At 48.6% G+C, this 17793-nt stretch carries 15 protein-coding genes; 7 read left to right on the forward strand and 8 right to left on the reverse strand.

The features are described 5' to 3' along the window. Position 1: 1 nt before the first annotated feature. The 3 genes from G358_RS0112045 to G358_RS0112055 all read right to left on the reverse strand — a co-directional run bounded on the left by G358_RS0112045 (position 2) and on the right by G358_RS0112055 (position 3721). Positions 2-1075: an ABC transporter permease gene (locus G358_RS0112045; RefSeq protein ID WP_019637480.1), complete on the reverse strand. Its 1074-nt coding sequence runs from the start codon at positions 1073-1075 to the stop codon at positions 2-4. Next, on the reverse strand, positions 1068-2603 hold the full coding sequence (locus G358_RS0112050) for an ABC transporter ATP-binding protein (protein WP_019637481.1): 1536 nt from the start codon (positions 2601-2603) through the stop codon (positions 1068-1070). Before G358_RS0112050 ends, G358_RS0112045 begins: the two co-directional genes overlap by 8 nt. 62 nt (positions 2604-2665) lie before the next feature. Beyond that, positions 2666-3721, reverse strand: a complete 1056-nt coding sequence (locus G358_RS0112055; RefSeq protein ID WP_019637482.1) for a BMP family ABC transporter substrate-binding protein — start codon at positions 3719-3721, stop codon at positions 2666-2668. Positions 3722-4055: 334 nt separating this feature from the next. Here G358_RS0112055 and G358_RS0112060 point away from each other — a divergent pair, with 334 nt between their 5' ends. From G358_RS0112060 to G358_RS0112070, 3 genes are all read left to right on the forward strand, one after another. Next, positions 4056-4772, forward strand: a complete 717-nt coding sequence (locus tag G358_RS0112060) for a Crp/Fnr family transcriptional regulator (protein ID WP_019637483.1) — start codon at positions 4056-4058, stop codon at positions 4770-4772. Positions 4773-4956: 184 nt separating this feature from the next. After that, complete coding sequence (deoD, locus tag G358_RS0112065) at positions 4957-5661, forward strand: purine-nucleoside phosphorylase (RefSeq protein ID WP_019637484.1); 705 nt, start codon at positions 4957-4959, stop codon at positions 5659-5661. 343 nt (positions 5662-6004) lie between these two features. Further along, positions 6005-7483 (forward strand): serine hydrolase domain-containing protein, encoded by a 1479-nt coding sequence (locus G358_RS0112070; RefSeq protein WP_276203564.1) that lies wholly within the window; start codon positions 6005-6007, stop codon positions 7481-7483. A 171-nt stretch (positions 7484-7654) separates the two neighbouring features. Here the strand turns inward: G358_RS0112070 and G358_RS0112075 are convergent, their stop codons facing one another. Both G358_RS0112075 and G358_RS0112080 read right to left on the reverse strand, forming a co-directional pair. Continuing rightward, on the reverse strand, positions 7655-8860 hold the full coding sequence (locus G358_RS0112075) for a stalk domain-containing protein (RefSeq protein WP_019637486.1): 1206 nt from the start codon (positions 8858-8860) through the stop codon (positions 7655-7657). A gap of 225 nt (positions 8861-9085) precedes the next feature. Further along, positions 9086-10141, reverse strand: a complete 1056-nt coding sequence (locus G358_RS0112080) for an NAD(P)/FAD-dependent oxidoreductase (protein ID WP_019637487.1) — start codon at positions 10139-10141, stop codon at positions 9086-9088. Positions 10142-10319: 178 nt separating this feature from the next. Between G358_RS0112080 and G358_RS0112085 the strand changes: the two genes are divergently transcribed. The 3 genes from G358_RS0112085 to G358_RS0112095 are packed head-to-tail and all read left to right on the forward strand — an operon-like array spanning position 10320 to position 13333. Next, positions 10320-11294 (forward strand): iron-hydroxamate ABC transporter substrate-binding protein, encoded by a 975-nt coding sequence (locus tag G358_RS0112085; protein ID WP_019637488.1) that lies wholly within the window; start codon positions 10320-10322, stop codon positions 11292-11294. Between the two features lie 24 nt (positions 11295-11318). Then, positions 11319-12329 (forward strand): FecCD family ABC transporter permease, encoded by a 1011-nt coding sequence (locus tag G358_RS0112090; protein ID WP_019637489.1) that lies wholly within the window; start codon positions 11319-11321, stop codon positions 12327-12329. Continuing rightward, on the forward strand, positions 12326-13333 hold the full coding sequence (locus G358_RS0112095; RefSeq protein ID WP_019637490.1) for a FecCD family ABC transporter permease: 1008 nt from the start codon (positions 12326-12328) through the stop codon (positions 13331-13333). The genes G358_RS0112090 and G358_RS0112095 overlap by 4 nt, the downstream gene beginning before the upstream one ends. A gap of 80 nt (positions 13334-13413) precedes the next feature. Here G358_RS0112095 and G358_RS0112100 read toward each other — a convergent pair whose 3' ends face one another. Next, positions 13414-14430 (reverse strand): SDR family oxidoreductase, encoded by a 1017-nt coding sequence (locus G358_RS0112100; RefSeq protein ID WP_019637491.1) that lies wholly within the window; start codon positions 14428-14430, stop codon positions 13414-13416. A gap of 230 nt (positions 14431-14660) precedes the next feature. On the opposite strand from G358_RS0112100, the gene murI reads away from it, so the two are divergent. Further along, the gene (murI, locus tag G358_RS0112105; protein WP_019637492.1) at positions 14661-15458 is read left to right on the forward strand and encodes a glutamate racemase; all 798 of its coding nucleotides are present in this window, start codon (positions 14661-14663) and stop codon (positions 15456-15458) included. A gap of 239 nt (positions 15459-15697) precedes the next feature. Here the strand turns inward: murI and G358_RS0112110 are convergent, their stop codons facing one another. Together G358_RS0112110 and G358_RS0112115 are read right to left on the reverse strand one after the other, a co-directional pair. Continuing rightward, positions 15698-16672, reverse strand: coding sequence for an endo-1,4-beta-xylanase (locus G358_RS0112110; protein WP_051107681.1), 975 nt, complete (start codon positions 16670-16672; stop codon positions 15698-15700). A 159-nt stretch (positions 16673-16831) separates the two neighbouring features. Beyond that, positions 16832-17791, reverse strand: a complete 960-nt coding sequence (locus tag G358_RS0112115; protein WP_019637494.1) for a carbohydrate ABC transporter permease — start codon at positions 17789-17791, stop codon at positions 16832-16834. Between the last annotated feature and the right edge of the window lie 2 nt (positions 17792-17793).

The following is a 17793-nucleotide window of genomic DNA, read 5'->3' on the forward strand; positions in this document are numbered from 1 at the left end:
CTTACACCTTCTTCTTCATTTTATTAGTGAGTGGACGGAAAAACAGCTTCACAATACCCGGAGCGGCAACGAAAAAGATGATAAACCCGATGACCATGCGAATGATCTCTCCCGGTACATCCGCTCCAAAGCTCATCCCTTGCGAGCCGTAGGTCAGCGCACCGATCAGCATGCCGGAAAGAAGTACGCCGAGCGCTGTATTTCCGCCGAGCAAAGCAACCGCAATCCCGTCAAACCCAAGACCTGATGTGACCGAGTTGATGGCGATATATTTAAATACGCCCAGCACTTCGAATGTCCCCACCAAGCCGCCAAATACACCGGAGATGAACATCGTGCGTACGATTACGCCCGACACCTTCATACCTGCATATTGTGCTGCATCAGGATTAAATCCAACCGCGCGCAGCTCGTAACCCCATTTGGTCTTGTTCAAATAAATGTGGTAGAAGATGACGGCGATAATCGTAATGAGGAATCCCCAGTGAATACGCGCGCCGCCCATCAGCTGGGAGAGCCAGCCGATTTGAATGCTGGCTGATTCCTGTATCATCGCAGACCGCTGCGTGCCCGCCTGCGGCATGAAGTTGCGGATCAGGTAATGGCTTAAATACAGGGCAATAAAGTTAAACATAATGCTGGTTATAACTTCATTGATGCCTCGCTTCGCCTTAATATACCCGATCAGGGCTCCCCACAATCCTCCGAGAATCCCACCGAAAATGATCGCGGCCAAAGCGTGCAGCAGAGGAGGCAGGCTCAGCTTCGTTCCTACTATAAGCGCACCGAGCGACCCCATAATAATTTGCCCGTCTACCCCGATATTGAACAAGCCCGCGCGGAACGCAATGGCTACCGCCAGTCCGCACATAACAAGCGGAACGATCGTCCGCAGCGCCTCGCCGAAGTCATAGCTGCTGCCAAATATTTTGGCTACTAAGGAGTCATAGGCCAGCAGCGGATCATACCCGCCAATCAACATAATAATTGCACCAAGCAGCAAACCAATAATAATGGAGACAACAGGAATAACAGCAGATTCACGCCTGAAAATATCCAATATTTTATTATTCATGTGCGCCCTCTCCTTCACGCTTGCCTGCCATCATCAACCCCAGCTGCTGATCGTTCGTTGATTCCGGCGTCGTCTCACCCAGAATCTGCCCTCCAAAAAGAACAAGAATCCGGTCAGCCACATTCAAGATTTCCTCGAGCTCAAACGATACTAGAAGCACAGCCTTGCCTTGATCTCGCTGGCTGATCAACTGCTTGTGCACAAATTCAATCGCTCCCACATCAAGCCCCCGTGTCGGCTGGGCGGCAATGAGGACCTGCGGATTTTTATCGATTTCACGGGCGATAATAACTTTCTGCTGATTCCCTCCCGACATAGAGCGAACCTTCGTATCAATGCCCGAAGTACGGACATCGAACTCTCTCACCAGACGGGCGGCCATCTCATCCCTCGCCTTCATGTTAATGAAGCCGCGCTCATTTAGCTGGGGGTGGTCGTACGTTTGCAAAATGATATTTTCACTGACGGTAAAATCCAGAACGAGTCCATGTTTATGGCGGTCCTGCGGAATGTGCGATATCCCGCCTTCTGAGACGGCTTTCGGAGATTGGTTCGTAATGCTCTTGCCCTGCATAATTATTTCACCTGATTTGATGCTGCGCATTCCTGTAATCGCCTCGATCAGCTCAGTCTGGCCATTCCCGTCTACCCCGGCAATGCCAACAATTTCACCTGCGCGAACCGAGAACGACAGCCCGTCTACTGCATTTTTGCCCTTGCCGCCTTCAACGACTAAATCCTTCACTTCCAATAAGATGCCGTCAGGCTTGGCTGGCTCCTTCTCGGTCTTGAAATTTACCGCCTTGCCGACCATCTTCTCCGCCAGCTCCTGCGGATTCGTCTTGGCGACTTCAACGCTCTCAACGACCTTCCCCCGGCGAATAATGGTGCAAGTATCGGCGATCTCCATAATTTCCTTCAGCTTGTGGGTAATGAGAATGATCGATTTGCCTTCGGCTACGAGACGCCGCATGATGTCCAGCAGCTCGCTTACCTCTTGAGGAGTCAGCACCGCCGTGGGCTCGTCAAAGATCAGAATATCCGCTCCCCGATAAAGCGTCTTGATAATTTCTACGCGCTGCTGCATCCCTACGCTGATCGACTCGATCGTGCCCATGGGATCCACGTCCAGCCTGTATTGCTCCGACAGCTTCTTCACCTGCTGGCTGGCGCCTCTAATATCAATCTTCATGCCCTTCTTCGGCTCCATGCCAAGAATGATATTCTCCGTCACCGTAAAAGGCTCGACTAATTTAAAATGCTGATGCACCATGCCAATGCCAAGGTCAATCGCCTTGTTCGGACTATCGATCAATACCTTTTGTCCATTTACGTAAATTTCCCCTTCATCAGGCTGATACAGTCCGAAAACGATGCTCATCAAAGTCGATTTCCCCGCACCGTTCTCTCCGAGCAATGCATGAATCTCCCCGCGTTTTAATTGAAAACTGATCGAATCGTTGGCCACTACTCCGGGGAATCTCTTCGTGATTCCTTTCAGCTCTAACGCAATATCCGCCTTAGTCACACTAGACCCCTCCATTAAAGTCTCCGTCCCCTGCCACCGTATGTGACAGGGGACGAATTTTTTTATTCTTGAGGAACAACAATTTCACCGTTAATAATTTTCTGACGATATTCCTCCACTTTGGCAAGCACATCGGCGGCTACATTTTTATCGGAAGTCGGCGCAATGTCGACCCCGTTCTCCTTTAGTCCCATCAGGGTGACCTGGCCCGCCGGGAAGTTCCCTTCGGCTAAGCTTTTGGAAATTTGGTAAACGGCTTCATCCACTTTTTTCACCATGGATGTCAGGGTGACATCATCGCCAAAGATTAAGGATTGGTCTTTATCGACCCCGATGACCCATACCTTGCCGCCTTTGCTATTGCGCTCTTTCGCTTCATTGAACACGCCGTTCCCCGTCAAGCCCGCTGCGTGGAAAATAATGTCGGCGCCATCGTTGTAAATGGTCGATGCTGCTGATTTCCCCATATCTACCCGGTTAAACAGCCCCGTGTAGTTGACAATCAACTTTGCATCCGGATTAACCGCTTTGATCCCTTCGCGGAAGCCGACTTCAAAGCGTTTGATCACCGGAATATCCATGCCGCCAACAAAGCCGATTTTGTTCGTCTTGGTCGTCAGGCCGGCAATAACGCCTACGAGGTAAGATCCTTCCTGCTCTTTGAACGACACGGCTGCCACGTTCGGCAAGGTCAGATCGGAGTCGACGATTCCGAACATCGAATTCGGATTCTCGTTCGCCAGCTGCGTTATGGCATCTGCCAGCGTATAGGCAGTCGCCCAGGTTAAATCATAATTCGCTTTTACAAATTGATTCAGGCTCGGTACCACATCCGCATCGGTTTTCGGCTCCAAATATTTCACGTTGAAGCCATGGTCCTTCTCCAATTGCTGCAACGCTTCCCATGCGCTCTGGTTAAAGGATTTGTCGTTTACGCTGCCAAGGTCAGTGACCATGCCGACCTTCAGCTTCTTCAGCGCTGGTTGATTACCAGCGCCCGGTGCGCCTGCATTCCCGGCACCGGGTCCGCCCTGATTATTGCCCTTTTGCCCGCACGCCGAAAGAATCAGCATAAATACGAGCAACAACGGCAAAACGGTCTTTATTGTTTTTTTCATTTGGAGTTCCTCCCTATTGTTAATTTGCCTTTGGATCTTCACTGAAATGATTGCTTGTCCGCTTATCTTCGTTTCCCGTCCCCTGCATCAGCTCTGGAACATACCGTGTAAACTATTGTTTGTTGGGAAGGATTGCTTTATTCCTTGTCCTGTAAAGATGTCATAAGCTTTCCCAACCAAGATGACGTTATAGCGGCGATTGCCTCGCCTTTTATTTTACATAAAATGACATTGTGATATGATTTAGTAAAATCGTGATACAATAATCTGTAGAGCTTCTTACACTGTCATAAACAAGCTGCTCCTACAACGAAACTGAAAGGACGTAGAATGTATGATTGACAACATCTCAGACATTCACATTTTTTCCGGCCTTCCTGAAGAGGATTTGCAGTATATTGCCTCGTTTCTCAAGGAAAGGCAATTCAAGAAAAACCATATTCTGATGTTTGAGAATGACGAGAGTGATGAGATCTACCTTTTGCGCTCAGGTATGGTTAAAATTTATCGCATGTACGAAGGAAAAGAAGTCGTTCTCAGCATTACGCTGCCCGGCGATATTATCGGTGAGGTGGAGCCCCTGTCCAACAGCTATCATCGAATTTCATCCATCGAGGCGCTGGAGATTGTCTCCGTCTGGCAAATTTCGGGTCAGGACTTCCTGCACGTTGTCGATAAATATCCCATTGTTCTGCGAAACGCTTACAAAATACTTGTAGAGCGCACTCGGATGCTCAATCGCATGATTCGCTATTTAACCTTCTATGACGTCCGCGGTAAGGTGGCTAACTTAATTATGGATCTTTATTATAATTTTGGTACGGCACATGATAACGTTTACAAAATTGATCTGAAAATTAATCAGTCACTGCTCGCCAATATGATCGGAATCACCAGGGAGTCGATCTCCAAGACGCTGGGTGAATTTCAATCCGAAGGATTAATCGACATTCGTGACAAGTATCTTTACCTCCTTGATATGAAACTGTTAGAGTCCATCTGTCATGAAACGGAAGAGTTTCCTACGCTTCGCAAGTGGTATAACAATTAGGCTTGCTGTGCTCTCAATATATCAAATGACAGCGCTTCACTTCCGTTAGCGGCCTAACGATTATTTTGTTAACCACTTCACAAAGCTGGGGTTAACCCCCTAACAGTTGCGCTGGTTGCATTGTGCTATGCTTTTCGTGTAATGTTGCCACAGGCACAATATAACTAACCTGGAGGGATTTGACATGAGCTTTCACATCGAAGCCAATGCTGGCGAAATTGCAGAATCCGTCTTACTGCCTGGCGATCCGCTGCGCGCCAAATATATTGCCGAGACTTTTCTGGAGGGTGCCATCTGCTACAATCAGGTTCGCGGTATGCTGGGTTTCACAGGAACCTATAAAGGCAAACGCGTGTCGATTCAGGGCACCGGCATGGGGATGCCTTCCGCATCCATCTACATCCATGAACTGATTAACGACTACGGGGCCAAACATCTGGTGCGGATCGGGACATGCGGGGCCATTCAGCACGACGTCAAAATTCGCGACGTCATTGTTGCTCAAGCTGCGGCTACCAATTCCGCAATTATACGCAACCAGTTTCCCGGATACGATTTCCCGCAAATCGGGAACTTCGATTCCATTCGAACAGCATATGAAGTCGGCAGCAGCAAAGGGTTAAATCTGCGCGTCGGCAACGTCTTGTCTTCCGACCTGTTCTACACGGACAACAGCGATGAGTTCACCAAGCTCGGAAAACACGGCGTGTTGGCCGTAGAGATGGAAACCGCAGCGCTGTACTTCCTTACCAACAAATTTGGTGTAAAAGGATTAAGTCTGCTCACGGTAAGCGACCATATCCTGACCGGAGAGCAAACGACAGCTCACGAAAGACAGACGACGTTCAACGATATGATCGAAGTAGCCTTGGAGACGGTGTCGAAGTAAGCTTGAAAGCCCACTCTTTTGAGTGAGTAAATCCCATCACAAACAAATAAAACAGGACTACCCGGCCAGCAGCATGCCCCGTATGTGCATATGCTGTGCTGGGTAGTCCTTTAGTTTTTTATATGTACCTCTTATTTGTAGATAAGCAGTAATTTTTATGCTATTTCCTTTATATGTATGATTCGATCTAGTAAAATAGATGGAAGCTTTGAATTCTAGGCGTACCATTAATTTCACGAATGCCATTCACTCTATGAGTATCATTCACTCTACGAATGCGACTTACTCTCTCAGACAAGGAGGTCATTTTATTCGCCGCTGTCTTATTTTGCTTCCAATTATGATGTTGTGTTGGTTCTTCAGTTTCTCAACGGCATTCTCAAGCCCGGCTGCTTTTTCAAAGGATAAGTTAGTTCAAATAGATGAAGAAATTACCCAAAACATGCAGCGATTCAATATTCCAGGCATGGCCTTTGTACTCGCCAATGAGAACGGCATTGTCTACGCTAAAGGATACGGGCTGCAGGGACAGGGAGGAGATCAACCGGTAGATGCCGCAACAAATTTTCAAATCGGCTCCATCTCCAAAGTGTTTACGTCTTTAGCCATCATGCAGCTCCGGGATGAAGGGCTCATCCAATTGGACGCTCCTGTCACGAATTATTTGCCTTGGTTCACTACGGAGGACACCTCCCTCTCTGATCTGATCACGATCCACGACCTGCTCAACCATACGAGCGGACTGCCAGGACGGCTCAATACCCATGATGTGAAAAGTTCCGATGCGGATACAATCGCCGTGCAAATTAAACGCAAGCTCCAGAAGGTGCAGCTTGTCGCCTCACCGGGCACAACCTATGAATATACCAATATGAACTATGATTTGCTGCAGCTCATTATCGAGAAGGTCAGCGGGCAATCTTTTCCCGACTATATGAATCATTACATATTTCAACCGTTGGACATGAACCGAACTTCGTTCTCGCGGGAAGCGGGACTGGACAATTCAGCTACAGGGCACCGGTATATATGGGGTGAGCTTCGCCCGTTTCACGAACAGCCAGCCTTCGCCACTTTGGGCTCTGCCGGCTTAGCGACAAATGCTGAGGATTTGGGGGCATACATCTCTTTTCTTCTCACCAGCTCTGCGGGGGTGGACAGCTCCGTACTTCGCTCAGAAAGTCTGCACGAAATGCATACGGCCGTTATATCCGATCACTCTATCGGGTATGGGTTCGGCTGGGAGATCACAGCAAATACGGTCGAGAAAAAAGGGGGACTGCCGGGGTTTACCGCCAATCTTATCGTACTTCCGGGAAAATCATACGGCTTCGCTCTGCTCGCCAACTCCAAGCAAAGCATCACCGACGAAACGAACTTTAACATCGCCCGGATATTGGAAGGGGCGGCTCCTGCGTATCTAGCTAAAGACGATTTTCCTACGATATCTCTTGAAAATAAGCTCATTCTATATATAAGCGCTTTCTTGACCTTAATTGCATTGCTTATGTGGCTGCCCGTTGTCTTTGGGCCCGCTGGGAAGAAAGGCGGCTTTTGCTTTGTAAAACCGTCACTGCCTGCTGTACTCATTTGCTTCGTGCTAAATGGCTTCGTACTAGTCAGTGTTCTCTATTATATTTACATCTATGTTCCTTATGAGAGCGGCGTCCCTGCTTTACACCGTCTCACGACGGCGCCCGACACCGTAAATGGATTAATGCTGCTGTCCGGAGCCTGGCTTAGCTGCAGCCTCTCTCTCGCCTGCAGATCTGTATTGCGGCAAAATAAACGCTTGAACCGGATAAAGGATACCAAGATTTGAATCCGGCAATATCCCGAACTATGAAGAGAAGGAGCCGGAATCAGCTCCTTCAACACGGTAACAATGTAATTTTACTAATAAAACAGTATCGGTGTCCCTTCAGGTGATTTAAGCTCTATTTCATATGTCCCAATTTGCGGAACTTCGAGGCCCCCGACACCGTGCAGGCCATCATTCCACCTTGACAGCAAACTCGGCCCAGACGGTTGACAACCGCCCTAGCTCCAGGGACGAAATGTATTGAGGGCTGATAACCATAATTAAATAGTAACCAGGGTCTTCTACTTGAATGGTGCCTGAGAATTTGTTGTCCTTGATCGGGAGCTTGTTTGTGCTTACCGTCGTATATACATCATAGCCCGGTCCTTCTGATTTAGGAGCAAACTTCTGTGCCATTATGGTGACTTGGTCAAAGTGCTCATTTGGACTCACTATCGTTCCCTCAACAGGAATTTCGGCTCTAGTCCCCACTTCCAGATAGCCGGACGCTGGTCTGTCCAGGGTGATATATTGCTGTCCTTCATCCGTCAACCTGACGGATACCGCGTGCGGATCGCTAACCTTACGAAGAACAGTGAGATCGGCGGTACCTGCAGAAATCGCATAAAGCTTCAGTGGGTTCATGCCTGGACGAAGATCGACCGTAAACTTCATGCGATTGTACTTGCGGCCGTCCAGTTCTATTCCTTTTGCCGTAACCGTCCCCGTCCCCCCTCCCCAACCCCCGCTGCCAAAAGAGTATAAAAATTGGGGGGCATACATGTCATCCTGATACAGCATTGAAAATGTAGTGGTCTCCCCCTCTGTCTCCCAGTTCGGGGTCATCACTTCGATGATTTTCTCGCTCCAATTCCATGTAACCGTTCCCTGGTTCATCGACGCGGTGACACCTAGCCAAGCCAAAGGCTTCACAGGAATATACGTGCGTCCATTCGCTAAGAATGGCTTCGGAATCTTCTCGTCTTCAAGCGCGATTCCGTCAGGAAAATAAATTTGGTCGGAACCGATTCTGAACACCAACTCCTGCAAGCCCGGGGCAAGCTCTGGCTTCATCACGACATGCGCCTCTCGTTTTTTGGCATCCCAAGTGACCGAGACGGCAGCCCCGCTCTCCTGTAGGGTACGCAGCGGCACGAATACCCGCCCCCCCTTCAAGATCGGCTTATCCGCGTGCACAGCCTTCCCGTCCAAAGTCGCAGAGGTTCCCTTCATATTGAACTTCAGTTCATGCTTAACGCGATACATTTTGGCAACATCGCCTTCAGGAGTACCACTTACGTTCGCCGCCACTACGGGCGCAGCAGGCACAATGAATGTACTTATACTTAATGTTAGTGCTGCCGTTATGGACAGTAAGGTACGTGTCATTTTCCTCATGATGATCCAACCTCCTCCTATTCCTATATATAGACTACATGCCCTTTCTAAAGGTTGCACAGTCTGCTAGCTTCCTGCCTAAGACTCAAGGCACACTACATTTTGGACAAATAAAAAAATCAACCGTATGAAGAGCCCTGCTCACCCTTGCATACCGTTGATTTCTTATGCGGTAAAGTGCTTTGAATATAAATGAGGCTCAAGCCACTCCAGTTACTTGATCATTTACTTAATCATTTGCTTGATCAATTCCCGGTTGCGCGCCTTGAAAATCTCGTTGTGCGACGACACCATACCGCTCTTATAAGCATCTGGCTGGATATACTGCTTCGCCCGGTTAACCGCATTGGCGGCATCCTGGAAAGCTCCCGCAATAAGATGCAGCTTCCCGTCATGCTTCAAAATGTCCCCCGCTGCATACAGCCCCTCGATGGAGGACTCACTATTAGCACTGCCGGCGATATAGTAATTATCCGCCCTCTCTATGTCCAATTTGCTGTTCTCCAGCAAAGCCGTATCGCGCTCATAGCCGTGATTGATAATGACTTCATCGACAGCGAGGTACGCCACCTCGCCCGTCTCATGGTTCGTCAGCTCTACACGCTCTATCGTTTCGTGGTTCCCGCCAGCAATCAGCTTTGTAATCGACGAATTAAAATAACAGACCGCCGTGCTATTTATAAGCTGGGTCACTTGCGCCTCATGCCCGGACAGCGCTTCCTTCCGATAAGTCAAGTAGACCTGGCCGGCAATCGGCTCCAGTTCATTCGCCCAGTCAATCGCGGAGTTGCCGCCTCCGGAAATAATTACGGTCTTGCCTTTGAACCGCTGGAGCGATTTTACTGTGTAGTTCAGGTTGGACACCTCGAATCTCTCCGCCCCTTCAATCTCCAGCTTTTGTGGATTCAATATCCCCCCGCCTACTGCAGCAATAACCGTTCTGGAATAATGCTTCCGTCCTGAAGCAGCCTGTAATACGAAAATCCCTGCTTCGTTCTGAGAAATGGATTCCACCTTTTCATTCAGCACGACCTCCGGGTTAAAGGTCAGCCCCTGCTCGACGAGCTGCTCGATTAATTTCTCGCCCGACACCGGCGTCAGTCCGCCGACATCCCAAATCATCTTCTCGGGATACACATGAATCTTCCCGCCTAAACGCGGCTGGTATTCGATAAGCTTGGTTTTCATCTCGCGAAGCCCGCTATAAAAAGCGGAATAAAGCCCCGCAGGCCCTCCGCCAATAATAGTTACATCATATAAATCCTGCTCTTGCTCCTCCACATCCACTCACCCCTCAGCAATGAATAACGATCAAATTAACAATTGACAACAGAAACTGGCAACTTTATAGTAATTATATTGAAATTGATAATCATTATCAAGTAGGTGTTCAAGGAATCGAGTTAAAGACTTAACTGTTACACGAAACTATAACGTGATTAAGAAGGAGACTACAGAAGTGAAAAAGCTATGGACTCCCATGATGTTATTATTTGTACTCCTGGTTAGCGCTTGCGGCAGCCAGACCGCAGATTATAAAGGAAACAACAATGGGGAAGCCGGTCGTAATACGGGGACCGCCTCAGAGAATACGGGAACGCCGGACAGCAATAAAGGGGCCGGAACGATCACTTACCAATCTGAGAGCGGACCTGTCGAGGTGCCTGCAAATCCGCAGCGCGTTATCGTGCTGTCCTCTTTTGCCGGTAATGTCATGGCTCTGAACGTAAATCTGGTTGGGGTCGATTCGTGGTCGAAGATGAATCCGCGTTTCGCCGATAAATTCAAGGATGTGGAGGAAGTTTCCGACGAAAGCCTAGAGAAAATCATTGAGCTTGAACCCGACCTGATCATCGGTCTATCCAACATCAACAATATCAGTAAGCTGCAAGAGATTGCTCCGACGGTTACGTTTACTTATGGGAAAGTTGATTACTTGACCCAGCACCTGGAGATCGGCAAGCTGCTGAACAAGGAGAACGAGGCGCAAGCATGGATCGACGATTTCAAGCAGCGGGCGCATCAAGCCGGAGAAGATATTAAAGCGAAAATCGGTGCAGATGCCACGGTCTCGGTCATCGAGAACTTCGATAAGCAGATTTACGTTTTCGGCGACAACTGGGGTCGTGGAACGGAAATCCTATACCAGGAAATGAAGCTGGGAATGCCGGAGAAAGTCAAAGAAATGGCGCTTAAGGACGGATACTACGCCCTATCTTTGGAAGTGCTGCCTGAATACGCGGGAGACTACCTGATCTTCAGCAAAAATCCGGATACGGACAACTCCTTCCAGGAGACCGATACGTACAAGAACATGCCCGCCGTTAAAAACGGTCACGTATTCGAAGCCAATGCGAAGGAATTTTATTTCAATGATCCGCTAACGCTGGATTTTCAGCTGGATTTTTTTATTGAACACTTTTTGAACAAGTGATACTAAAGAAAAGATGAGTGACTGATGACCACAAAAAAACGAAAATCCATCCCATTCACCTATAAGCTTCTTGCCGGAATACTGGCATTTATCGGAATGTTCGTCATTTCCATGGTCTTCGGGGCCGCAGATACGACGCTCCAAGATGTATGGCTGGCGCTCACCTCCAATGCTGCAGGCGACAAAATTTCCATGATTCGCGAAATCCGCCTGCCGCGTGAAATTGCGGCCATCTTCGTCGGGGCTGCTCTGGCGGTCGCCGGGGCCATCATGCAGGGCATGACGAAGAACCCGCTCGCCGATCCCGGTCTGCTTGGCCTGACAGCCGGGGCAAATGCGGCGTTAGCCGTAACGATCGCCTTTATTCCTGCCGCTAACTATTTCGGCATTATGATTGGCTGCTTTATCGGAGCGGCAGTCGGGGCCGCGCTAGTCTTCGGGATCGCCGCGGCCAAGAGGGGCGGTCTGTCCCATTTTCGAATCGTGCTGGCCGGGGCTGCTATCTCGGCATTCCTGTTTGCGATTGCTGAAGGCATCGGGATTTATTTCAAAATATCCAAGGACGTATCTATGTGGACGGCCGGCGGAATTATCGGCACGACCTGGAAGCAGCTTCTGATCATCGTACCCTTTATCGTGGTTGGCATCCTGGTGTCGTTATTCCTCTCCCGCCAGCTGACGATCCTCAGCTTAAGCGAGGAGGTGGCCATGGGGCTCGGCCAGAACATCGCGGTCATCAAAACAGTTCTCTTCCTCGTCATTATTATGCTGGCCGGAGCTTCCGTGGCGCTTGTCGGGAACATGGCGTTCATCGGCTTGATGATTCCGCATGTCGTGCGGGCCATCGTAGGTACCGATTACAGGTTCATCACTCCGATGTCGGCGGTTTCGGGAGCCGCATTTATGCTCTTTGCCGACACGCTGGGCCGAACCATCAACGCTCCTTACGAGACGCCCGTGGCCGCCATTGTGGCGATGATGGGGCTTCCTTTCTTCCTGTTCATCGTACATAAAGGAGGCAAAGCATTCTCATGATACAACGGGCATTATTGCGCAAACAGCGCCTCATTCTGCTAATCCTGCTGGCGTTGATCATCACCACAGTCGTTATTGGCATGGGGATCGGCTACTCCTCCTTATCTTATGACCGGCTAATCCCTACCCTGCTGGGACAGGGTACATTCAAAGAGGAGTTCGTACTGTTCTCCGTCCGGCTGCCGCGAATCATCATTACGCTGCTGGCCGGCATGGCACTAGCCTTGTCGGGAGCCATCCTGCAAGGGATCACGCGCAACGATTTGGCTGACCCGGGAATTATAGGCATTAACTCTGGCGCTGGCGTGGCTATTGCGGTGTTCTTTTTATTTTTTCCGATTAAGGCCGGGTCGTTTGTGTACTTGCTTCCTATGGTAGCCTTCATTGGGGCTTTTCTAACGGTATGCGCCATCTATTTATTCTCATTCCATAGGTCGGCTGGCCTTCAGCCTGTACGACTGGTGCTTACCGGGATCGGCTTCTCCATGGCGCTGTCCGGGGTAATGATCGTCCTCATTTCCTCTGCTGAGCGGACCAAGGTCGACTTCATCGCCAAGTGGATCGTCGGCAACATTTGGGGTTCCGATTGGCCCTTCATCTGGGCGATGCTGCCCTGGCTGATCGTGCTTATTCCCTTTGCCTTGTACAAAGCCCATCGCCTGAATTTGATGGAGCTGAGCGAGCCAGTTACGATCGGCGTAGGCTTGCCGGTGGAAAAAGAGCGGATCGTCCTGCTGCTTACTGCCGTTGCCCTTGCGGCATCTGCCGTTTCCGTCACGGGCGGAATCTCGTTTATCGGCCTGATGGCCCCACATATCGCCAAAGCGCTGGTCGGGCCTCGCAACCAGCTGTTCATCCCGATCGCGATTCTCATCGGCGGATGGCTGCTGCTCATAGCCGATACCCTCGGCCGCAACATCGTTCAGCCCGACGGCATTCCGGCCGGGATCATGGTTGCCTTGATCGGCACCCCCTATTTTGTATATTTGCTGCTCAAAAATTAACTCAAATGCAAAAAAAGCCCTTTAAGCAGAAGGTCCATGCCTTCCGCTTAAGGGGTTGCTTGTTGCAGATTTATGCTCTACTACTCCGTTACAGCCTTCACCGCGCTGTCCAGTGCTCCAATTACCTTGTCACACCATGCGTCGAATTCCGGATCTTCGAGCTGAAGCTCAGGATGGGCCAGTATGTACTGCACGGTTTGCTTGATGCCTTGATCAAGCCTAGTCGTGGCCACGAATTCCGGAACAAGGCGCTTCAATTTAGAATTGTCGAACACTACTGTGTTCGCTTTATCTCCCAGCAGGCTGCCCCGTAAATCATCCGAGCTGCATGCCGCCAAAAATTCAGAGGACACGTGCACCGCATTCAGCTTCACACCCAATGCATCCGCAATAATTTCATAGATTTGGTCCCAGGTGACCGACTCATCGGACGTAATATGAACGGACTCACCGATCGCATGGATGTTGCCCATCAGGCCAATGAAGCCCTTGGCAAAATCGCTGTTATGCGTCATGGTCCAAAGAGAAGTCCCGTCCCCATGAATGATGACCGGTTTGTTCTCGAGCATCCGCTTAGCGACCTGCCAGCTACCCTTGCTGCCATGCACACCCAGCGGGATGGAACGCTCGGAGTACGTATGGCTAGGCCTTACAATTGTAATCGGGAAGCCATTGTCCCGGTACTGCTTCATCAGATACTCTTCGCAGGCGATTTTATTTCTGGAATACTCCCAATAAGGGTTCGATAAAGGCGTTCCTTCAGTAACTCTATAATCCGACAATGGCGTTTGATAAGCTGACGCCGAACTGATAAAGATAAACTGCTTCGTTTTTCCGTTGAACAGGCGATAATCTCTCTCCAACTGCTCGGGGTGAAAGGCGATAAAATCAGCCACGACGTCAAAGTGCATATTCTCGATAAGCCGAGCCACTGCGGCTTCATCGTTAATATCTCCTTGCAGGATATTGACTCCATCAGGCAAACCGCTATTTCTTGTTCCCCGATTCAATAAGTACAACTCGCAATCCGTCTCTGCCAGCTGCTGCGTAATCGCTGAGCTGATCGTTCCCGTTCCGCCGATAAATAGTACTTTCATTAGGACACCTCCATCAAATGGTTGATTCCACTTTCAAGATATCATGCATGGTTCAACAAGACAAACACTCGAATCATACGTCCATTTAAAACGCACTGTTCCTCTTCTTCAACTAACGGGGTAGTTTAGTTCAATAAAATATAAGGAGTAACTAAAAATAATATTTTTAAAAATGGTATTCTTAATATATGATTAGAAACATTAATTAATTTAGGAGAAGAGTGAAAGTAGTGAGAATAGGTTTTTTTGATTCTGGAATTGGTGGAATGACTGTACTTCATCAAGCATTGAGGTTTTTACCAAATGAAGATTACATATTTTATGCAGATACCTTACACGTTCCATATGGTGAAAAGCCGAAAAAAGAGGTAAGGGAATATATTTTTAATGCAGTTGACTTTATGGCTAATCAAGAAATCAAAGCATTAGTCATTGCTTGTAATACTGCAACTAGTATTGCAGTGGATGACCTTCGTAAAAATTATGATTTCCCTATTTTGGGTATTGAACCAGCCGTAAAACCTGCCATTCAAAGCTGGGCGGGGAAACAAAAAAAGGTATTAGTGTTTGCGACTAATTTGACTCTCAGAGAGGAAAAGTTCCATAATCTTGTGAAAAGTATCGACCATTACGATATTGTTGAAAGTGTGCCTCTTCCTGGTCTTGTTCAATTCGCTGAGAGTTTTGAATTTAGAGAAGAGAAAGTTATACCTTATTTAAAAGAAGAACTATCTTCGTTTGATTTAAAGCAGTACGGAACGATTGTTCTCGGATGCACCCATTTCCCATATTTTGAAGATAGCATAAGGGATATATTCCCTGAGGAAGTGGATATTATTTCTGGAAGTATTGGAACTGCAAAAAACTTAAAACGAATTCTTGAAACAAGGAATCAAATTAACGAAGGAGCAGGAGATATTTCATTTTTTAAATCTGGTTATAAAGTTGAAGATAAAGAAACATTATCTAATTATAAGAAGTTGTTGGTAATGTTAGATAGGAAAAGTTCTTTAACAACGGGTGCTTAAATCAAACCGATAAGGCTGTTCTAACAGCTTTTTCAGAATGAGTTTGTGAAGTATTGCACTTAAACTACCGGGTGCTTTAGTAAAATAAGAAAAGGGTTTTACATATTAACCATATCTAATATGTAAAACCCTTTAATTTATTTTTCTTTTTTAAATTAGGTCTTGACTCCCGTCCCTTCTGTACGTCCTTGCCCGTTGTATTTCATTCTGTCTGGACCCCAATTTCCAATTTGGTGAAATTAATGGCGGGCAAGTGCAGCAATCCGATGGAAAGCGGGTTTGGGGCGATGCTGTTCATCAAACAGGAATGGCCAGTTTTTGCGCCCCCGCACGGGAAAGTCGTTCAGCCACGTGTAGTCGTCCGCTGCTCCCCAGAAGGTGACGGACGTAATCACGTCCCTGTACTCCTTCAGCAATTTGAAGATCCCTTCATACCGCTCAGCCTGCAGCTCGAGCATTTCAGCCGAAGGCTCTGTCAAGTCCGTTCGTTCATCATCGAAACGGAACATCGATAGATCCAGCTCGGTCAGCTGCAGTTGCAGACCGAGGCTGGCATATTTGTCTATTGCTGCACGCATGTCATCCAACGAAGGACCGTACAGATTCCAGTGTGCCTGAAGGCCGATGCCGTGAATAGGCACACCTTGATCCAGCAGCGACTTCACCAAAGTATAGATTTTGTCGCGCTTGCCCGGATTCGACTCGTTGTAATCGTTATAGAAGAGCGCGGCGTCTGGGTCGGCCTCATGCGCATATTCAAACGCCCGGGCAATGAACTCCGGTCCGGCGATATCCAGCCATTTGGACCGGCGCAGCAGTTCATCCCCTTCGTCCGCTATAACCTCATTGACCACATCCCAAGCGTAAATCCCGCCTTTATAACGGCCGGCCACCGTGTGGATATGTGACTTCATTCTCTCGAGCAGGGTTGCCCGGTCGACAGCGTTCCCCTTCTTATCTTCAAACAGCCAGCCGCTCGACTGATTATGCCACACCAGGGTGTGTCCCCGCATCGCCATACCGTGCTTTTGGGCAAAAGCCGCTAGCCGATCCGCCTCTTCGAAGGTATAGACCCCCTCCTCCGGCTGCAAGCTGGCAAATTTCATTTCATTCTCGGCCGTAATACTGTTGAAATGATAGGCCAGCAGTTCCTCCTGCGACTGAATAGTCAGCGGGTTCACGGCAGCTCCGATCCGAAAATCATCGGCAAACATATCCTTCAACGCTGCTTCCGTACGCCTATGTTCCTTCGTCAAAACCAATTCCTCCTGACTGATTGATCATCCGATCCGAACCAGATATCTGTTTCCGTAAAATTCCATTATTTCTCAGCAACTCGCTATTCCTTAATGTTCCATATTCCTTAACTCCCGTTATTCCTTAACACTCCCTACATTGAGCCCGACGACAAAGTATTTTTGCATGAACGGATACACCAGCAAAATAGGCACCGAAGCCACTACCGTTACGGCTGCACGGATGGACAGAGGCGTTACCATTTCCTTCGCTGATTCCTGGCTCATCCCTGCTCCTGCCGCTACCGCGGGGTTGTTGTTCGCATTCATACTGGAGGATAACAGCTTCATCAGCTCATATTGCAAAGTACTCAATTCCTGCCGGGAAGAGGTATAGATGAAAGCGTCAAACCAAGAGTTCCAGGCCCCTACAGCTACAAACAGGGCAATGGTGGCCAACACCGGCTTGCAGAGCGGGAAAATGATCTGCCAGAAAATTTTGAAATCACCGGCTCCATCGATCCTCGCCGACTCGACCAGGCTTTCGGAAATTGATCCGATATAGGTGCGGATCACGATCATGTTAAACGCACTGATCATCGAAGGGATCACGTACACCCAGAACGTATTGATCAAGTGCAGGTCCTTCATCAGGAAGTAGCCCGGAATCAGACCGGCGTTAAAGTACATCGTCAGGATAAAAATGAAGGTAATCGGCTTGCGGAACACATATTCCCGCCGGCTCAGCGTGTAAGCCAGCATCGTGGTCAGGAACAAATTCAGCAAAGTCGACAGCACCGTTCTGGCCACCGAAATCAAAAATGCGTTATAGATCGTTCCCGAAACGAAAACCGCCTTGTAATTCTGCAAGGTGAATTCCCTTGGCCAAAGATACAATCCGCCACGGATCGTATCACTCCCTGCATTAAGAGATACGACGATCGTGTTCAGAAAGGGATACAAGGTGACGATGACCAAGATGATCATAAATATCGTGTTGAATGTATGGAAAAAGACCGGCTCAATTCGTCCTTTTCGGATGCGTCTACTCACTGCGGCAGCAGATGCTGGCCTTGGGCTGGTGGATTGATTTACCATAA

The sequence above is a fragment of the Paenibacillus fonticola DSM 21315 genome, from assembly GCF_000381905.1.
Classification (GTDB): Bacteria; Bacillota; Bacilli; order Paenibacillales; family Paenibacillaceae; genus Fontibacillus; species Fontibacillus fonticola.